The sequence below is a fragment of the Kitasatospora sp. NPDC005751 genome (genome assembly GCF_040630835.1).
Classification (GTDB): Bacteria; Actinomycetota; Actinomycetes; order Streptomycetales; family Streptomycetaceae; genus Kitasatospora.
Genome location: NZ_JBEXYC010000024.1, coordinates 36,926 through 54,087 on the forward strand (window position 1 = coordinate 36,926; position 17,162 = coordinate 54,087).

Sequence of the window (17,162 nt, forward strand, 5' to 3'; positions counted from 1 at the left end):
CCTTGCTATGCTCGGAAATACCCGCTTCAGGGCGATTTGTTCTGTCCCGCCACACCACGGGAGCAGGAATGACCGGTGTCCCCGAGCCCATCGGCCCCGAGGCCCGTGAGGCCCTCGAACAGGAGCTCGCGCAGCTGCGGATCGAACGCGACGCCGTCGCGGCGACCCTGAAAGGCACCGGCACCGATACCGCCGGCGATCTGGCCGACCAGGCCGACGAGTTGCAGCGCGTCACCGAGACCGCCCGGCTGGACGCCCGGATCGCCGGGATCACCGCGCGACTGAGCGAGGGGGCGACGGCCCCCGCCGTTCCGCCCGGTGTCATCGGGGTGGGCAGCACCGTGACCCTCCGGTTCGCCGACGGCGGCGAGGAGACGTTCCAGATCGGCGAGCTCGCCAACGAGTTCGAGCAGACCCTGGTGACCTACGACAGCCCGCTCGGCCATGCGCTGCTCGGCCGCCGCACCGGGGAAGCCGTCTCCTACGACACGCCTGCGGGCCCGGCCACCGCCGAGGTGCTGGCGATCGACGCGCCGCCCGGCCCGGCCTGAGCCGGTCCCCCAGGGGCGCCGGGCGGCCAACTCCGGGCCCCGGAGCGCGGACCGACGGTCGAAAGGACACCGTACGGTCGCGCTAGTGTGCGTGGGTGAGCCTTCATGTCGTTATGGGATTCGGGCCCGCCGGGGCGGCCACCGCCAGGCTGCTGGCCGAGCAGGGGCATACCGTACGGGTGGTCACCAGGTCGGGCCGCAGCCCGGAACCGGGGATCGAGCACGTCGCGGCGGACGCGGCCGACAGCGCCCGGCTGACCGAGCTGTCGAAGGGCGCGGCCGCGATCCACAGTTGCGCCGCGCCGCCGTACCACCACTGGGTGCGGGACTGGCCGCCGCTGGCCTCCTCGGCCTGCGCGGCGGCCGAGGCGAGCGGCGCCGTGCTGGTCATGCTCGGGAACCTCTACGGCTACGGCCCGGTGGCGGGCCCGCTGACCGAGCGGCTGCCGCTCGCGGCCACCGGGCCCAAGGGTCGGGTGCGCGCCGCGCTGTGGGAGCAGGCGCGCCGACTGCACGAGCAGGACCGGATCCGGGCGGTCGAGGTGCGGGCCTCGGACTTCTTCGGGCCCGGCGTGACCGACGGCGGGCACCTGGCGGGGCGGGTCGTGCCGCGCGTGCTGCGCGGCAAGCCGGTCTCCACGCTGGGGGATCCGGACGCCCCGCACAGCTGGAGCTACCTGCCCGACGTGGCCCGGGCGCTGGTCGAGGTCGCGGGCGAGGAACGCGCCTGGGGGCGGGCCTGGCACGTCCCGACGGCGCCCGCGCGGTCCGCCCGGGAGATGGTCGACCGCCTCGCCGCCGGGGCGGGAACGGGGCCGGTCGCGGTGCGCAGGCTGGCGCCGGCCGTGCTGGGGGTGGCGGCACTCTTCTCCCCGCTGCTCCGGGAGCTGAAGGAGACCCGCTACCAGTTCGACCGCCCGTTCGTCGTCGACGCGAGCGCCTACGAGGCCGAGTTCGCGGTGCGGGCCACCCCCGTCGACGAGCAGGTCGCGGCGACGCTGCGGTGGTGGCGGGACCGGGTCGCCACCTCGGGCTGAGCTGCCACGGGCTGAGCCGCCACGGGCTGAGCCGCCACGGGTGGGGCGCTGCCCGGGGCGGGCCGGACCCCTCCCGCGGCCCAACGCCGCCGGCCGCGTGCGCGGCCCGCCGTCCCCCGTACCGCCAGGGGAACGGACACCCGGTCCCGGTGGGCCGGACCGCGCCGCCGGGCGTCCTCGGCGGGCGACCGGGCGCCGCCGGACGTAGGTTGCGGTCATGACCAGTGACGAAACGACGATCCCGGCCGTGGGGGTGCGGGGGCTGGACGAGGTGTTCGAGGCGATCGAGGAAGCCAACCAGTCGCCGCAACCGTGGACCGGTTTCGAACACGGAGTACTCGGCGCCTACCGCTGGGCCGCCGGCGCCCAGCCCGGCGCCCCGGTGACCGCGGCGGCCCCGCTCGGCGCCGCCGGAGGGCCGTGCCGGGCACAGCTCCTGGCCGAGTGCCAGGCCGCGGCCGTCCGGGTGAGCGAGCCGCTGCGGGACGACGCCGACTACGCCCTCGGCGCCTACCAGGCGCTCGCCTGGCTCTGCGGCCACGAGGAACAGCGCCCCCGGCCGGCCTAGGCGGTCGGGGCGGCGCCGGTCAGGCCTCCTGCTCGAGCTGTCCGGCCGCGGCGCCCCGTTCGCGGTCGGTGGACGCGCGGGCCCGGTCCCGGAGCGCGGGCAGACCGATCCGGGCCCCGTCCTGGTGGGTGGCGTCGGCCCAGAGGCCCAGGAGACCGTTGGCCTGGTCGTCGAGGCGGGCGAACCGCTCCCGCGCGGTGGGCGCGGGCTCCGCGAGCCGACCCAGCCAGGTCCGGGCGAGGTACTCGGCAGGGGCGTCGCCGAACGCGGGTGGTGCCCCGGCGGGGGCCAGGCCCTGGAGCACCCCCTCCTGCCAGGCGGTCCGGGCGGCGCCGGAGCGCCCGCGCAGGACGTCGTCGGCGATCCCGTCGAAGACCCCGGCGGGTGCGGCGGCGCGGGCCAGCGGGTCCTCGATCGCGGCCGGCGACGGGTCGGCCGGGACGGCGGCCAGGCCCGCCGCGCCCTGCCGCAGGTCCGCCCCGCGCAGGCCGGCGTAGGCCGCCGGGCTCTCGGCGAGGCCGCGCAGGACCTCGATCAACTGGTCCTCGCGGACGGCGAAGTGCACCCCCCGGTCGTCCTGCCAGGCGTCGTCGTCCGGGCCGTCGTGCGCCATCGCGGTGTTGCTGACGCCGGTGAGCACCGTGTGCGTGTCGGCCGCGTAGTCGGCGAGGGCCTCGGCGAGCGGGCCGCGGACGTCCGGGTGCACCCGGTGGCCGGCGGAGTCGGCGACGGCCAGCACGACCGTGCGCATCGCGTGGGCCTGCCCGAGGGTGTGGGCGCCGGGCCGCGTCCCGACGGTGGCGCGGCGGAGCCCGGCGGCGAGTTCGCCGCACGGCAGGTCGGACCGCCAGGTGTCACCGAGGACGGTCCGGACGCGGGCGTCCGTGCGCAGGCCCGCGCAGTCCCGGTCGGGGTCGTCGCGCCCGAGCGTCCACCAGAGCCCGGTGCCGACCGCGGCCGCCACCACCAGGGCGGTGGCGGCGGCCGCGGTGCGGCGGGCCCCGGGCGTGGCTGCCATCAGGCGTTGCCCCGGCCGAGGTAGCGGCCGGCGACGTCGTTGCTGCGGTTGCGGCTGTTGAGCATGTCGTCCTGGAGGGAGTTGACGGTCGGGCCGTCCGGGTCCATGCCGCGGTCCCTGGCCCAGATGCCGACCATGTCGGACATCTGGCGGTTGGCACCGAGGTAGGTGTCCGACACCTTCGCGTTGGCCTCGCTGTTGTTGCGGTCCTTCTCCTCCAGGCTGACCTCGTACGTCCAGGTGTCGACCAGGCGCTGGGCGGCGTCGCCGAGCGGTGCGATCGGGGTGATCGGGGCGCCGATGGTGTGGTAGAGGACCTTGGCCTTCCAGTCCGCCTGGGCGTTCTTGTCGTCGCGCATGTCCAGGTCCGCGTCGGCGCGGATCGCGTCGAAGACCCCGAGCGCCGCCGCGCCCTTGCCCATCGGGTCCTTCATCTGGGCCTCGGTGGGGTTGGGCCCGATGGCGGCGAGCTCCTGGTCGATCCGGCCCGTCTCGGCGCGGTGCAGGGTGCCGTAGGCGGCCGGATCGTCGGAGAGGCCGCGCATGAACCGGACCAGGCTGTCCTGTCCGACGGCCATCCGGGTGGTGTCGCCGTCCTTCCACACCGAGTCGTGGCCGGTGTGGCCGTTGTAGACGTCGTTGCGGCCGTTGAGCAGCTCGTGGGTGTCGCCGACGTAGTCGGCGAGGGCGTTGGCGAGCGGCCGGCGCAGGGTGTCCTTGATCTTGTCGCCGCCGTGGCCCTCGTCCATGGTGACGATGGTGTCGTGCATGACGCGGGCCTGGGCCTCGGTGTGCTTGCCGTCGTGCGCGGTACCGGCCCGCTCGCCGGTGGCGGCGGCCTCGACGGCGGCGGCCAGGCCGCTCTGGGAGAGCGGGTCGGGCATCTTCATCTCGCCGGTGTAGCCGGTGAGGTAGCCCTGCGGCCAGTCCCGGTCCTTCAGCAGGTAGTGCAGCCGCTGGTTGGAGCCGTCCGCGCCCGGGTCCAGGAAGGAGGTCGCGGCCTCGGGCTGACGGCCCATGACGCCGAGCAGCTCGTCCAGCGGGTCGGCGCCGAGCGAGGTGCCGTCGTGCGACGCCCGGTAGCTCCACAGGCCCGGCTGCTTCTTCTCGGCGGCGATGATGTCGTCGCCGAGGTCGGTGAGGAAGGGCGTGGAGTACTTCGCGTCGCCCTTGCCCATCAGGGTGCCGAGGATCTGGTACCCGTAGACCGGCTCGGTGTTGGAGCCGAAGTTCCTGGTGCCGTTCTCCCGCAGGCCGGCCCGCCACTTCCGGTAGAACTCGGTGTTCGGGTCCTGGGTGGCGGAGGCGACGGCCCGGGTGAGGTCGGTCTGCAGACCGGGGTAGCTGCCCTTCTTCCCGTCGTCCTTGCCCGGGTCGTTGAGCTTCTCCGCGAGCTTCAGGGTGCCGTCGGGGCCGAGCGTGTCCAGCAGTGTCCGGGAGAACTCGGGGCTGTCCGCGTTGGCCTTCATCAGGTTCGCCAGCTGGGCCCGCTCGTCGCCGTTCAGACTGTCGATCCGGGTGGCGAGGTCGGCGGCGCGCCGCGCGTCCGCCTGGTCGCCGCCGCCCAGCGCCGAGCCGTTGAAGGAGTTGTCGAAGCTGCCGGCCTTCGAGGCGCTGCGCAGGGCGCGGGCGGCGCGCTGGTCGGCGTCGGTGGCCCGTTGGAGGCCGGCCTCGATGGCCTGCGTCCACTTGCCCGCGGCCTCCTGGTAGGCCCGCTGGGTGTCGGCGTCGTGGTGGAGGTCGTTGAGCGTGCCCGGGTCGAGCGTGCTGGGATCGAGCACGGCGACGCCGGTGCCGGTGACCTTGAAGCCGGCCTTGACCGCACCGTCCGCGGCGTCGCGGACCTGCTTCTGCGCGGCCTCGAAGTCCGCCCGCGCGTCGTCGAGCAGGGAGGCCATCGCCTTCGCCTCGACCTGGGCGGCCACGATCTGCCCCTTGGTCGCCATCAGTTGGAAGTCGGCCAGACCGGCCGTGCCGCCCGTCCACAGGCCGTCGCGGGTCACCGAGAGCACGTCGCGGTCGAAGCTGCCCTCCATGGTGTGGAACCGGTCGGCCATCGCCCGCCACTGCGTCGCGGCGGTGGACAGCGTGCCGGGGTTCGCGTGGAGGACGTCCTCGTATCCGAGCATGGTCACTTCACCTTGAGCAGGTCGGCGATGGACTGGTTGGTGGTGTGGTAGTTGAGCGTCGTCTGCTCCATCGCGGAGCTGTTCCGGTGCAGCCGCGCGGTCAACTGCTCGACCTGCTCGTGCCATTCGGCCAGTGCCGCGCGCAGCGCACCGGCGGTGTCCCAGCCCTGGTGCGCGGCGGCCGCCGCGTTGGTCGACTCGTCCGCCAGCGCGCCGATGGTGGGGCAGTCCAGGGCCATGCCGTTCAAGGCCGACTGCGAACCCTTCATCGCCTGACTGTTCACGCTGAACTGACCACTACCCGCCGGTGTGCTCATGCCGACCGCCCCCGTTCGACTCGTCGCCTCACGCGCCCGGTGGGGGGACGGCGAGCGGTTCCGCGGCTCCCGGCGGCCTGGCCGCCGGGTGCGCTGAGCGTCACCGGGCTTGCGGTCGACCCCACTTGGCGCTTCGTCGGCGCGATCGTACTCCCCTCGGCGAGTCCGCTCCCGGAGCGGAGGGGGCGGACCGGGGGCGCCGGGGTGGGACCGGGGTGCGGCCGGTGGCCCGCCCGGCCGGCGGACGGTCGTCGCGGCAGGTCAGGGGGGTGGTGTCCGGCCCGGAGGCGCTCGCGTAAGGATTTCGTCAGGATTTCCGGCGGCGGTGTGCGGCGCCGCCGGGCCCGGCCCGCCCGGTGGGCCCCGGGGCTCCGGGCGGGCCCGGCCCGGTGAGCTGAGGGGACCGAGCGTGGCGGTGGTCCGTACGGATGGACTCGCCGGGGGGTGGGCGGCGGGCGCGCGGGGCGGGGCCACGGGGGTGGTGACCTTGGCCTCGCAGCGTCCGCCCACTTCCGGAGGAGACCCCCACCCATGCGCCGTGTGCCCGCACGCAGACTGGCCACCGCCCTGCTCGCCCTCGCCACCCTCGCGCCCGTCACCCTCTCGGTGTCCCCGGTCCAGGCCGCCCCGGTGGCGGTGGCCGCCACCGCCGCCGACCGGTCCGCCGACGGCCGGCCGCCGCACGGGCTGGACCCCGCGCTCGCGGCCCGCCTCGACGAGGCGATCGAGTGCACGCGCCTGGAGGCGGGCATCCCCGGGGTGATCGTCGGGCTCTGGCTGCCCGGCCGGGGCACCTACGTCCGCTCGTCCGGGCTCGCCGACACCGTGACCGGCGCGCCGATGCGGACCGACTTCAACATGCGGATCGGCAGCGAGACCAAGACCTTCACCGCCACCGCCGTCCTGGAACTGGTCGACGACGGCCTGGTCGGGCTGGACACCCCGATCGCCGCCTACCTGGACGGCGTCCCGGACGGCGAGCACATCACCGTCCGGCAGATGCTGGAGATGCGCAGCGGCCTGTTCTCCTACACGGCCGACCCGGCCTTCCAGCAGGCGCTGCTCAGCGACCCGACCCGGTCGTTCACCCCGCAGGAGGTGCTGGCCTACGCCTTCACCCACCAGAACGTCTTCGCCCCGGGCGCGGCGTTCCAGTACTCCAACACCAACTACGTGCTGCTCGGCCTGCTGGTGGAGAAGCTCGCCGGGATGCCGCTCAAGGACTTCGTCCACCAGCGGGTCACCGGGCCGGCCCACCTGGACCACACCTTCCTCCCGACCGGCGCGGAGTTCCCGCAGCCGCACGCGCACGGCTACACGAACCAGACGCTGAGCGGCGACGTCGCCGACACCACGGACTGGAACCCGAGCTGGGGCTGGGCGGCCGGTGCGATGATCTCCGACCTGCACGACCTGCGCCGCTGGGCCAAGGTGGTCGCCACCGGCACCCTGCTGTCCCCGGCCACCCAGGCGCAGCGGGAGAAGTTCATCACCGTCCCCGGCTTCGACGGCGCCGGGTACGGCCTGGGGCTCTTCCGGACGCACGGCTGGGTCGGGCACAACGGCTCGCTGCCGGGCTACGAGAGCGTGACGATGTACCTGCCGGAGCAGGAGGCCACCATGGTGCTCCTGATCAACACCGACATCCTGCACGACGGCTTCGAGCCGAGCACCCTGCTGGCCAGGGCGATCACCTCGATCATCACCCCGGACCACGTCTACGAGCTGCCGGCCGAGGGCTGACGGTCCCCGCCGCGCCGCGGGCCGGCCGGGCCTCCGGGCCCGCCGGCTCCGGCCGGCCTCCAGGCCGAGGAAGAAGGGCGATCGACGCGCTCAGGGCCACCTGGGTGGGCGGCGTTGAGCGGATGCTCGCGCACATCCCGGCGGACTGACCGACCCACCCGGTCAGGACACCTGGCGGCCGGCGTGCCGGTCGGACCGCTGCGGGGCGTGTCGGCGCCCGTCGCCGTCCTGCTCCCCGGCCCCGGAGGGTTCCGCCGCCCCCTGCCCCGGGGCGCCGTCGTGGTGGGCCCGGGCCAGCAGGTCGAGGAGTTCGGCCACGCTCAGCCCGGACTCCGCCGGGTGCCGGAGCCAGGTGCCGGCGGCGATCCGGTAGAGGTTGCGGCGCCCGGTCCGGGACCGGGTGAGATAGCCGGCCTGCTCCAGGTCGGTCACAATGGCCTGGACGGCGCGTTCGGTCAGCTGGACCTCCAGCGCGACATCGCGCAGCCGAACCCCGGGGTCGCGGGCGATCGCGGCGAGCACCCGGGCGTGGTTGGTCACGAACGTCCAGCCCGTTCGCGCTGATCCTTCCAGGGCCATACCCCCATCCTAGGAGTGCCGATTCCCTTCTTGCCACAGGCGAATCGGCGTTCGGGCATCGGTTGACGAGCGAAGCGATGGGTCCCACCCTTGAAGGGCCCACCCTTGAAGGGTCCGCCTGCGTCGCCCGGAGGAGGAGGCCATGGTCGAAGACCCGTACCGAAGGAGCACCGACGCCGCGCCGGCCTCGCCGGCGGCGGTGGTGAACGGCGGCCGCCCGCTCGGACAGCGGCTCGCCCACGGCCTGTGGATGCACTCGGAGACCGCGCGGAACGGGGACCGGGTCCTGGCGCGGGTGACCGGGGAGATCGACCTCGATGCCGCCGGGCCGCTCGACGAGGCGCTCGAACGGGCCCTGGACGCCAGCGGTAGCGGCCTGGACGTCGACCTGTCCGGCGTCTCCTTCTGCAACAGCACCGGCCTCAACACCCTGCTGAACCTGCGGGTGACCGCCCAACACGGGGGGCGCGACGTAGTCCTCACCGCGGCCAGCGAGGTGGTGCGGCGGCTCCTCGTGCTGACCGACACCCTCGGCCTGTTCGTGTCCGCACCGGCCCCCGACGGAGGAGGCGGCCGCCCGGAGGGCGACCTCGCACCGCCGTGACCACCGGCGGACCGGTGACAACCGGCGGACCCGGTAACCACCGGCGCGCCCGCCGGGGCGGTGTACGGCGAAGCGGTTGTCGGGCGGGTCGGGGGGTGTCCGGCGGGGCCCCGCGTGGAATGCGTGGGCCATGGATGCCACCGACACCCTCGCGACGAGCAGCGGGATCGCCCTGACCGTCAACGACCGGCCGCACACCCTCACGGTCGACCACCGCGCCACCCTCCTCGACGTGCTGCGCGACCGGCTCGGTCTGACCGGTGCGAAACAGGGCTGCGACCACGGCCAGTGCGGTGCCTGCACCGTGCTGCTGGACGGACGGCGGGTCAACAGCTGCCTGCTGCCGGCCGTCGCCCAGGACGGCCGCGCGGTCACCACCGTCGAGGGCCTGGCCGGCCCGGACGGCCCGCACCCGCTCCAGCGGGCGTTCCTCGAACAGGACGCCTTCCAGTGCGGCTTCTGCACGCCGGGCCAGCTCTGCTCGGCGGCCGGTGTCCTCGCGGAGACCGCCGGTGACCCCGCTCCGACCGACGAGGCGACGCTACGCGAACTGCTGAGCGGCAACATCTGCCGCTGCGGCGCCTACCCGGCCATCGTCCGGGCCGTCCGGCAGGCCCAGGCCGAGGGCCGGGGCGCGTCGGCCACCGGGGCCGGGGCGGGGAACGAGGAGGGTCCGGCATGAAGCCCCACGGCTACACCCGGCCCACCGAGGTGGCCGCCGCCGTCGCCCTGCTGGCCGGGCGTCCGGACGCGAAGGCCCTGGCCGGCGGCACCAATCTGGTCGACCTGATGAAGCTCGGCGTCGAACGGCCCGGGCTGCTCGTCGACATCGCCCGCCTACCGCTCGACCGCGTCGAGGAGACACCGCAGGGCGGCCTGCTGATCGGCGCCAACGTGCGCAACAGCGACCTCGCCGACCACCCGCTGGTCCGCGAGCGCCACCCGGTGGTGTCCCGGGCCGTCCTGGCCGGGGCCAGCGGTCAGCTCCGCAACGCCGCCACCACCGGCGGCAACCTGCTCCAGCGCACCCGCTGCCTCTACTTCCAGGACGTCTCCAAGCCGTGCAACAAGCGGCTGCCCGGCTCCGGCTGCCCGGCCCGCACCGGCGTCCACCGCGACCTCGGCGTCCTCGGCACCTCCGAGCACTGCGTGGCGACCCATCCCTCCGACCTCGCGGTGGCGCTCGTCGCCGTCGACGCCGTCCTGCACCTGACCGGCCCCGCCGGGGACCGGACCATGCCGCTGACCGCCTTCCACCGCCTGCCGGGCTCGACCCCGGACCGCGAGACCGAACTCGGGCCCGCCGAACTCGTCACCGCCGTCGAGCTGCCGCCGCCCCCGGCCGGGGCGCGCTCGGTCTACCGCAAGGTCCGCGAACGGGCCTCCTTCGCCTTCGCGACGTGCTCGCTCGCCGCCCTCCTGACCCTGCGCGACGGCCGGGTCGAGACCGTACGGCTCGCCTTCGGCGCCCTCGCCCCCCGGCCGTGGCGGGCCCTCACCGCGGAGGCCGCGCTGCTCGGCGAGCCGTTCACGGAGGCCGCCGTCGGAGCCGCCATGGACGCCGAACTGGCCGCCGCCCGCCCGCTGCCCGACAACGGGTTCAAGGTGGCGCTGGCCCGCCGGATCGCCGTCCGCGAACTCGGCCTGCTCGCCACCGGTCAGGAGCAGCGATGACCAGCGACCTCGCCCGACCGGAGGGCCTGGACAAGGTCACCGGAGCCGCCCGCTACGCCGGCGACCACCACCCCGACGGGCTGCTCCACGCCTGGCCGGTCCCCACCACCGTCGCCCGCGGCGACATCACCGCCGTCGACACCGCCGCCGCCCTGGCGATCCCCGGGGTCGTCGCGGTGCTCAGCCACCGCGACGCACCCGTGCTCACCCTGCCCGCGGACGGCGACCCGACGCTGGCCGTGCTGCAGTCCCCCCGGGTCGCGCACCGCGGCGAGGTGGCCGCCCTGGTCGTCGCCGAAACCCCGCAGGACGCCCGGGCGGGGGCCGAGGCCGTCCGGATCGGCTACGCCGCCGAACCGCACGACGTCGTGCTCACCGACGACCACCCCGGCCTCTACACGCCCGAGAAGGCCAACGGCGGCCACCCCGCCGTCCGCACCCACGGCGACTTCGACCACGCCTACCAGCAGGCCGACGTCCGGATCGACCGCACCTACCGCATCGGCCCGCTGCACAACCACCCGATGGAGCCGCACACCGCCACCGCCCGGTGGGCCGACGGCCGGCTCACCGTGCACGACTCCAGCCAGGGGAGCAACAACGTCCAGGAGACCCTGGCCGCACTGTTCGGGGTGGCGCCGCAGGACGTCCTGGTGATCAGCGAGCATGTCGGCGGCGGCTTCGGCAGCAAGGGCACCACCAGGCCGCACGTCGTCCTGGCGGCGATGGCCGCCCGGCACGTCGGCCGTCCCGTCCGGCTCGCCCTGCCCCGGGCCCAGTTGCCCGCCCTCACCGGCCACCGCTCGCCCACGGTGCACCGGCTGCGCCTGGGAGCCGACGACGGCGGCCGGCTCGCCGCCCTGGCGCACGAGGTGGTCACCCGTTCCTCGACGCTGCGCGAGTTCGTCGAGCAGGCCGCCGTGCCGGCCCGCGTGATGTACGCGGCGCCGCACAGCAGGACGTCGCACCGGGTGGTCCGCCAGGACGTGCCCACCCCCTCCTGGATGCGGGCCCCGGGCGAGACGCCGGGCATGTTCGCCCTGGAATGCGCGATGGACGAGCTCGCCGAGGCCTGCGGGCTGGACCCGGTCGACCTGCGCCTGCGCAACGAACCGGCCGTGGAGCCGGACTCCGGCCGCCCGTTCAGCAGCCGCCACCTGGTGGAGTGCCTGCGGGAGGGTGCGCGCCGGTTCGACTGGGCGGGCGAGCGCGCCCGGGGGCCCCGTCGCGAGGGGGCCTGGCTGCTCGGCTGCGGCGTCGCCGCCTCGACGTACCCCGTGCTGGTGTCGCCCTCCACCGCCGAGGCCGTCGCCCTCCCGGACGGCACCTTCCTGGTGCGCACCAACGCCACCGACATCGGCACCGGCGCCCGGGCGGCCCTCACCGGGATCGCGGCCGAGGCGCTCGGTGTGCCGGCGGACCGGGTCGGCGTCGCGATCGGCCGGACCGACCTGCCCCGGGCTCCGCTCGCCGGAGGGTCGTCGGGCACCGCGTCCTGGGGCTGGGCGGTCCACGAGGCGTGCACCGGGCTGCGCCGCACGCTGGCCGAACGGGGCACCGCGCCGCTGCCCGCCGAGGGGCTGCGCCACCTGGCGGACACCACGGGGGCGGTCAAGGCCGGTCGCGAGTACGCCCGGCACGCCTTCGGCGCCCAGTTCGTCCGGGTCGCGGTCGACGCCGACACCGGAGAGGTGCGGCTGCGCCGGCTGCTCGGGGTCTTCGCGGCCGGGCGGATCCTGAACGAGCGGACCGCCCGGTCGCAGCTGGTGGGCGGGATGATCATGGGTGTCTCGATGGCGCTCCTCGAACACAGCACGATGGACCGGGAGTTCGGAGACCACGCCGAACGTGACCTGGCCGCGTACCACGTGGCCGCGAACGCCGACATCCCGTCCGTGGAGGCCCACTGGATCGACGAGGAGGACGCGCACCTGAACCCCATGGGCTCCAAGGGGATCGGCGAGATCGGCATCGTCGGCACCGCCGCGGCCGTCGCCAACGCCGTCCACCACGCCACCGGGGTCCGGGTGCGGGACCTCCCGGTGCGCCCGGAGCTCCTGCTGGACGCGCTGCCGGGCTGATCGGCGCCGGCACAGCACCGCGCCCGCCCTCCGACGGACCGGAGGGCGGGCGCGGTGGTACCGGTGGCGGCCTCAGTGGCCGGCGAGTTCGCCGCTCAGGCTGCGGTGGATCTCGGCGCTGGGCCGGTTGAGGCCGGTGATCTCGACGGACTTGCCGCGCTGCGCGTACCTGGCCTCGACCGCGTCGAGGGCGGCCACCGAGGAGGCGTCCCAGATGTGCGCCCGGCTCAGATCGATGACCACCCGGTCCGGATCACCCGCGTAGTCGAAGCGGGCGACGAGGTCGTTGCTGGAGGCGAAGAAGAGCTCCCCGGTGACCGAGTAGATCACCTGGCCGCCGTCCGGGTCGGTGACGGCGGTGAGGTCGGCGCGGTGGGCGACGCGCTTGGCGAAGATCACCATGGCGGTGATCGAGCCGGCGACGACGCCGACGGCGAGGTTGGAGGTGGCGACGACCAGGGCGACGGTGATCACCATGACGGCGATCTCGCCGGCCGGCATCCGCCGCAGGGTCTTCGGCGCGACGGAGTGCCAGTCGAAGGTCGCGAAGCAGACCATCACCATCACGGCGACCAGCGCGGCCATCGGGATGCGGGAGACGACCGGGCCGAAGACGATGCACAGCACCATCAGGAAGGCACCGGCCAGGAAGGTGGAGAGCCTGGTCCGGGCGCCGGACACCTTCACGTTGATCATGGTCTGCCCGATCATCGCGCAGCCGCCCATGCCCCCGAAGAAGCCGGTGACGATGTTGGCGACGCCCTGGCCGACCGACTCCCGGGTCTTGTCGGAGCGGGTGTCGGTGATGTCGTCGACGAGCCTGGCGGTCATCAGCGACTCCATCAGCCCCACCAGCGCCATCGCGAGGGCGTACGGAGCGACGACCGCCAGGGTGTGCGGGGTGAACGGCACGTCCGGCAGCCCGGGCACCGGCAGCGAGGACGGCAGGCCGCCCTTGTCGCCGACGGTCGGTACCGCGAGGCCGGCTGCCACGGTGACCACGGTGAGGACGGTGATCGAGACCAGCGGCGCGGGGACGACGGTGGTGACCTTCGGGAAGAACACCATCAGCGCCAGGCCGGCCGCGATCAGCGGATAGACCGGCCACGGCACGTCCGTCATCTCGGGGACCTGGGCCATGAAGACCAGGATCGCCAGCGCGTTGACGAAGCCGACCATCACCGAGCGGGGCACGTACCGGATCAGCTTCGCCACCCCGAGCGCGCCCAGCACGATCTGGAAGACGCCGGCCAGGATCACCGCCGCGACCAGGTAGCCGAAGCCGTGTTCGCGGTTCAGCGGCCCGATCACCAGCGCGACGGCGCCGGTCGCGGCCGAGATCATCGCGCGGCGCCCGCCGACGATCGCGATCGTCACCGCCATCGTGAAGGACGCGAACAGGCCGATCTTGGGGGGTACGCCGGCGATGACCGAGAACGAGATCGCCTCGGGGATGAGCGCGAGCGCGACCACCAGGCCGGCCAGTACCTCGGTGCGCCAGACCTTCGGGTCGGTCAGCCAGTCGGGGCGTGCGGCGCGCAGGCGTGCGGCAGCGGTGGGCGGGGGAGTCTGCAAGACGGCGTGGACCTGTCGTGCTCGGGCGCGACCGGCGGGTGCGCGGGGGACGGACGGGGTGCGGACGGCCGTGGCCACGTCCCACGCGTCGCCCGGGGGCGGGTGCTCCGGTGGCCCGGGGCTCCGACGCGTGAGTGCGGTGGCCCCGTGGGGGCGGCCGGGCGGTTCAGGCGTGGAAGCTCACGGCGGGCAGGCGGTGGCGCCGGGTACCCGGGGCTCGCACACGCTTCTTCTCCTGCCGGCGGATCCTCGCGGGGGCGTCATCGGCCCCGGTACGACGGTCGGCCCGCGCGCCTCGCGCAGGCCGTGGGACGGCGAACGGCCGCCCCGTGCCGGTGACTCTACCCGAACACGGCCGCCCGCCCGGTGGCCGGGCGGTGCCCTCGGCGGTGCTCTCGGCGGTGCTCTCGGCGGTGCTCTCGGCGGCGCCGCTCAGGCCGGTCGCCGGATCTCCTGCCGGGTGGCGCCGAAGCCGGTCTCGTGGTCCCAGACGTGGGTGCAGGTGGGGCACTGGAGGTGGAGCACGCTGCCGGTGTGGGAGAGCAGGTAGCGCCAGTGCTCGCGGCAGTTGCGCCGCTCCGCGCAGCCGGCGCACCCGCGGGCGTCGTCGCAGCCCGGACAGGCCGCCCAGGCCCGCCGCCCGACATCGGCCTGCGGGTCGATCGGCAGCGGTCCCGGACGCAGGCGTCGCAGCAGGGCGGCCGGGTGGGTGGTGTCGGGGCGGTTGCGGAACATGGACGTTGAACTTAGGTAAGCCTTGCCTACCTGTCAAGCGTGGCGCTCTGCCGGGGCCGGCGTGCCGCCCGGGGCGGCACGGGCGGAGTCGTGGACCCGGCCGAGGTCGTCCAGCAGCCCGGTGAGCCAGAGCGTGACGTCCACGGTATGCAGTGAGACCGGGTCCTCGGGCGTTCGGGTGGCCGTGACGCGGTCCTCGTGCAGGGCCGCGAGGGCCTCGGCCAGCGCCCGGTCCGCCGCGGCGGACCCGGCCGGGTCGAGCAGCGCCGCGCCCTCGCGGCGGAATGCCGCGGCGACCTGCTCGGCGCGGCCGACCAGGGCCGCTCCGCCGTGCGGGCCGGAGGCCGCGGTGCCCGGCGGGATCCGGGCGAGCAGCGGCTCGGCCCCGCGCACCGTGTGCTGCCCGGTCAGCACGGCGGCCTGCCAGTTCGGGCCCTCCCCGGCCGGCTGGTGGCGCTCGCTGCGGTACTGGGCGTACAGCGCCTCGGTGAGCAGCGTGCTGTGCCGGGCCCGTTGCAGCGCGCCCCGGGCCGGGCCGGACCCGGTGACCACGGCGACGGTCTCGGCGAGCGCGGCGGCGCTGCGGTCCAGCAGCTCGGCGGTACGCCGCCGCAGGTCGTGACCGCCGCCGCGCGGCCAGGCGCAGAGCCCGGCGAGGATGCCGATCGTGGCACCGGTCGCCACGTCGACCAGCCGGGCCTCGGCCAGCCGCCACCCGGCCGGGGCGAGCTGGGTGAAGACCATGGCGACCACGACGGTGAACGTCCCCTGCGCCCAGGCCAGCCCGAGCCCCGGGCTGAAGGCGAACGCGAACAGCATCGCGGGCGGCAGCGCGGCGGCGTAGAAGACGGGGTGCTCGCCGACCGCGATCAGCAGCAGCGCCGTCACGGCGGCGCCGCCGGCGGTGCCGGCCAGGGCGGGGCGCAGCGTGATCCGGGTGTCGGCCGCGCTGGTGCGCATCAGGGTGAGGGTCGCCAGCAGGACCCAGAACCCGTGGGTGAGATCGAGGGCGCCGACCACCAGACGGGCCGCGCCGAGGGCGCCGGCGGTGCGCAGGGCGTTGCGGAAGTACACCGAGCGAGGGGTCAGGTTGCCGCGGATCCGGCGCCACCAGAGCATCGGCGTCGGCTCGTAGGCGTACCAGAACGGGCCGGGGCGCTGGTCGGGCGGGGTGCTGTCGGGCGGCGGCGGTGCCCGGCGGCTGGTGCGGGTGGCGAGGGTGAGGAAGCGGGCGCCCTCGGCGGCGCTCAGGGCGAGGGTGCCGAGCGCCAGCCGGGCGACGGTGGGGCCGGTGGGGCCGTCCGACGCGTCGGTACCGCCGGCCGGTGAGGTGCGGTCGGCGCCGAAGGCGGCGATCCGCGTCTCGACCGGCGCGGCGGACGGGACCGGACCGTCCGGCCGAACCCCCGCCGCGGCCGCGCGCAGCGCACCGGCGGTGGTCGCCACCAGGGCGGCCGCCTCCGGGTAGGGCCCGCCGGTGGCGCCCAGCCGGCGGATCCGCAGCAGCTCGGCTCCGATGAACTGCAGCGTGGTCGCGCAGTGGGTGAGCGCGCGGTCGGCGGCGCCCGGGCCGGCGGGCCGTTGCATCAGCGGGATCCGGGAGAACCGCAGGTCGTCGAGGAGGGCCCGGGCGCGGTCCGCTGCGGTGGCATCGTCCGGCACGGCGCCGGTGGCGGTCGGCGGCGGCCCGCCGAAGTGCGCGGCGGCACGGTCGGCCAGCCCGGCCAGCGCCAGGGCGGCGCTCCGCACGCGGTCGCGGTAGTCCCTCGGCGGCGGCTCCGGCCACAGCAGCCGCTCCGCGGCGGCGAGCAGCAGCAGGCCCGCGGTCACGCCGGCCAGCCGCTGCGGCAGGGTGTCCGGGGCGTAGGGCGGGAAGCACGGCAGGATGTAGAAGAGCTGGAGCCCGTTGGTGAGCCCGACCAGCCGTGGTCCGCCCACCGAGGCGAAGGACACCGCGAAGCCCACGCCCACCATGCCCAGCGCCGCCGTCCAGGCGTGCACGGCCAGCGCGGTGCCCAGGCAGACCAGCGCCCAGGCGAAGGGCAGGGTCAGCAGCAGCGTCCGACCCCGGGCGCGCGCGCCGCCCTCCACCCGGGCCAGTACGCCGACCGCGATCGCCCCGAACAGGGCGTAGGTGGCCGTCACCGGCTGGTCGAAGCCGTAGCGGAAGACGTAGAAGCCCGTGCACGCGGCGGCGGTGACCCGGACCGCGCGGTGCGCCACCGGGGGATCGGGGCGGGGCAGGAGCGGGGACGCCGGCCGGTGGGGCAACCGCATCGCACCTCGCTCCGCCGGTGGGTCGGGACCGGGCCGCCCTCCCCCGGGGCACCTCGTGCGGGAGCGGGCCCGACGGCAGGTCCACCGGCCGCCCGGCGGCGCCGTTACCCCTCCACCCTAGGGCGACCGGCCCGGGCACGCAGGGCCGGGAACGCAGGGGCGCCGCGCCGCCTCGCGGGGCCCTCGTCGCGGGCCGCACCCCGGATCGTGCCGGGCGTGGCGTGATCGACGGCTTGGCGGGAGGCATGGCAGCGCGCCGTGGTGCTCACGTCCA

General features: G+C 75.4%; 15 protein-coding genes. 8 read left to right on the plus strand and 7 right to left on the minus strand.

Annotated features, from left to right (window positions below):
- The first annotated feature begins 68 nt into the window (after positions 1-68).
- From ABZ497_RS21715 to ABZ497_RS21725, 3 genes are all read left to right on the plus strand, one after another.
- Positions 69-551, plus strand: a complete 483-nt coding sequence (locus ABZ497_RS21715; RefSeq protein WP_359807558.1) for a GreA/GreB family elongation factor — start codon at positions 69-71, stop codon at positions 549-551.
- A gap of 95 nt (positions 552-646) precedes the next feature.
- Positions 647-1,588, plus strand: a complete 942-nt coding sequence (locus ABZ497_RS21720) for an NAD-dependent epimerase/dehydratase family protein (protein ID WP_359807561.1) — start codon at positions 647-649, stop codon at positions 1,586-1,588.
- A gap of 217 nt (positions 1,589-1,805) precedes the next feature.
- On the plus strand, positions 1,806-2,156 hold the full coding sequence (locus ABZ497_RS21725; protein WP_359807563.1) for a hypothetical protein: 351 nt from the start codon (positions 1,806-1,808) through the stop codon (positions 2,154-2,156).
- Between the two features lie 19 nt (positions 2,157-2,175).
- On the opposite strand, the gene ABZ497_RS21730 is transcribed toward ABZ497_RS21725, so the two are convergent.
- From ABZ497_RS21730 to ABZ497_RS21740, 3 genes are read right to left on the minus strand one after another with little or no spacing between them, the layout of a single operon-like run.
- Positions 2,176-3,174 (minus strand): hypothetical protein, encoded by a 999-nt coding sequence (locus ABZ497_RS21730; RefSeq protein ID WP_359807565.1) that lies wholly within the window; start codon positions 3,172-3,174, stop codon positions 2,176-2,178.
- Positions 3,174-5,303 carry a DUF6571 family protein gene (locus ABZ497_RS21735; protein ID WP_359807567.1) on the minus strand — a complete coding sequence of 710 codons (2,130 nt, stop codon included), beginning with the start codon at positions 5,301-5,303 and terminating at the stop codon, positions 3,174-3,176. Before ABZ497_RS21735 ends, ABZ497_RS21730 begins: the two co-directional genes overlap by 1 nt.
- A 2-nt stretch (positions 5,304-5,305) precedes the next feature.
- Positions 5,306-5,572, minus strand: coding sequence for a hypothetical protein (locus ABZ497_RS21740; RefSeq protein WP_329485709.1), 267 nt, complete (start codon positions 5,570-5,572; stop codon positions 5,306-5,308).
- A 579-nt stretch (positions 5,573-6,151) separates the two neighbouring features.
- On the opposite strand from ABZ497_RS21740, the gene ABZ497_RS21745 reads away from it, so the two are divergent.
- Positions 6,152-7,363, plus strand: coding sequence for a serine hydrolase domain-containing protein (locus tag ABZ497_RS21745; RefSeq protein ID WP_359807569.1), 1,212 nt, complete (start codon positions 6,152-6,154; stop codon positions 7,361-7,363).
- Between the two features lie 162 nt (positions 7,364-7,525).
- On the opposite strand, the gene ABZ497_RS21750 is transcribed toward ABZ497_RS21745, so the two are convergent.
- The gene (locus tag ABZ497_RS21750) at positions 7,526-7,942 is read right to left on the minus strand and encodes a helix-turn-helix domain-containing protein (protein WP_359807570.1); all 417 of its coding nucleotides are present in this window, start codon (positions 7,940-7,942) and stop codon (positions 7,526-7,528) included.
- A 142-nt stretch (positions 7,943-8,084) separates the two neighbouring features.
- On the opposite strand from ABZ497_RS21750, the gene ABZ497_RS21755 reads away from it, so the two are divergent.
- The 4 genes from ABZ497_RS21755 (at position 8,085) to ABZ497_RS21770 (ending at position 12,301) form a co-directional block, all read left to right on the plus strand.
- On the plus strand, positions 8,085-8,546 hold the full coding sequence (locus tag ABZ497_RS21755; protein ID WP_359807573.1) for an STAS domain-containing protein: 462 nt from the start codon (positions 8,085-8,087) through the stop codon (positions 8,544-8,546).
- A 130-nt stretch (positions 8,547-8,676) separates the two neighbouring features.
- The gene (locus ABZ497_RS21760) at positions 8,677-9,228 is read left to right on the plus strand and encodes a (2Fe-2S)-binding protein (RefSeq protein WP_359807576.1); all 552 of its coding nucleotides are present in this window, start codon (positions 8,677-8,679) and stop codon (positions 9,226-9,228) included.
- On the plus strand, positions 9,225-10,220 hold the full coding sequence (locus ABZ497_RS21765) for a xanthine dehydrogenase family protein subunit M (protein ID WP_359807578.1): 996 nt from the start codon (positions 9,225-9,227) through the stop codon (positions 10,218-10,220). The genes ABZ497_RS21760 and ABZ497_RS21765 overlap by 4 nt, the downstream gene beginning before the upstream one ends.
- Complete coding sequence (locus tag ABZ497_RS21770; protein WP_359807581.1) at positions 10,217-12,301, plus strand: xanthine dehydrogenase family protein molybdopterin-binding subunit; 2,085 nt, start codon at positions 10,217-10,219, stop codon at positions 12,299-12,301. The genes ABZ497_RS21765 and ABZ497_RS21770 overlap by 4 nt, the downstream gene beginning before the upstream one ends.
- A gap of 72 nt (positions 12,302-12,373) precedes the next feature.
- Here ABZ497_RS21770 and ABZ497_RS21775 read toward each other — a convergent pair whose 3' ends face one another.
- From ABZ497_RS21775 to ABZ497_RS21785, 3 genes are all read right to left on the minus strand, one after another.
- A complete protein-coding gene (locus tag ABZ497_RS21775; protein WP_359807583.1) occupies positions 12,374-13,876 on the minus strand; it encodes a SulP family inorganic anion transporter in 1,503 nt (500 codons plus the stop codon).
- Between the two features lie 432 nt (positions 13,877-14,308).
- Complete coding sequence (locus ABZ497_RS21780) at positions 14,309-14,611, minus strand: hypothetical protein (RefSeq protein ID WP_359807586.1); 303 nt, start codon at positions 14,609-14,611, stop codon at positions 14,309-14,311.
- Positions 14,612-14,644: 33 nt separating this feature from the next.
- A complete protein-coding gene (locus tag ABZ497_RS21785; protein ID WP_359807587.1) occupies positions 14,645-16,888 on the minus strand; it encodes an FUSC family protein in 2,244 nt (747 codons plus the stop codon).
- Positions 16,889-17,162: the final 274 nt, after the last annotated feature.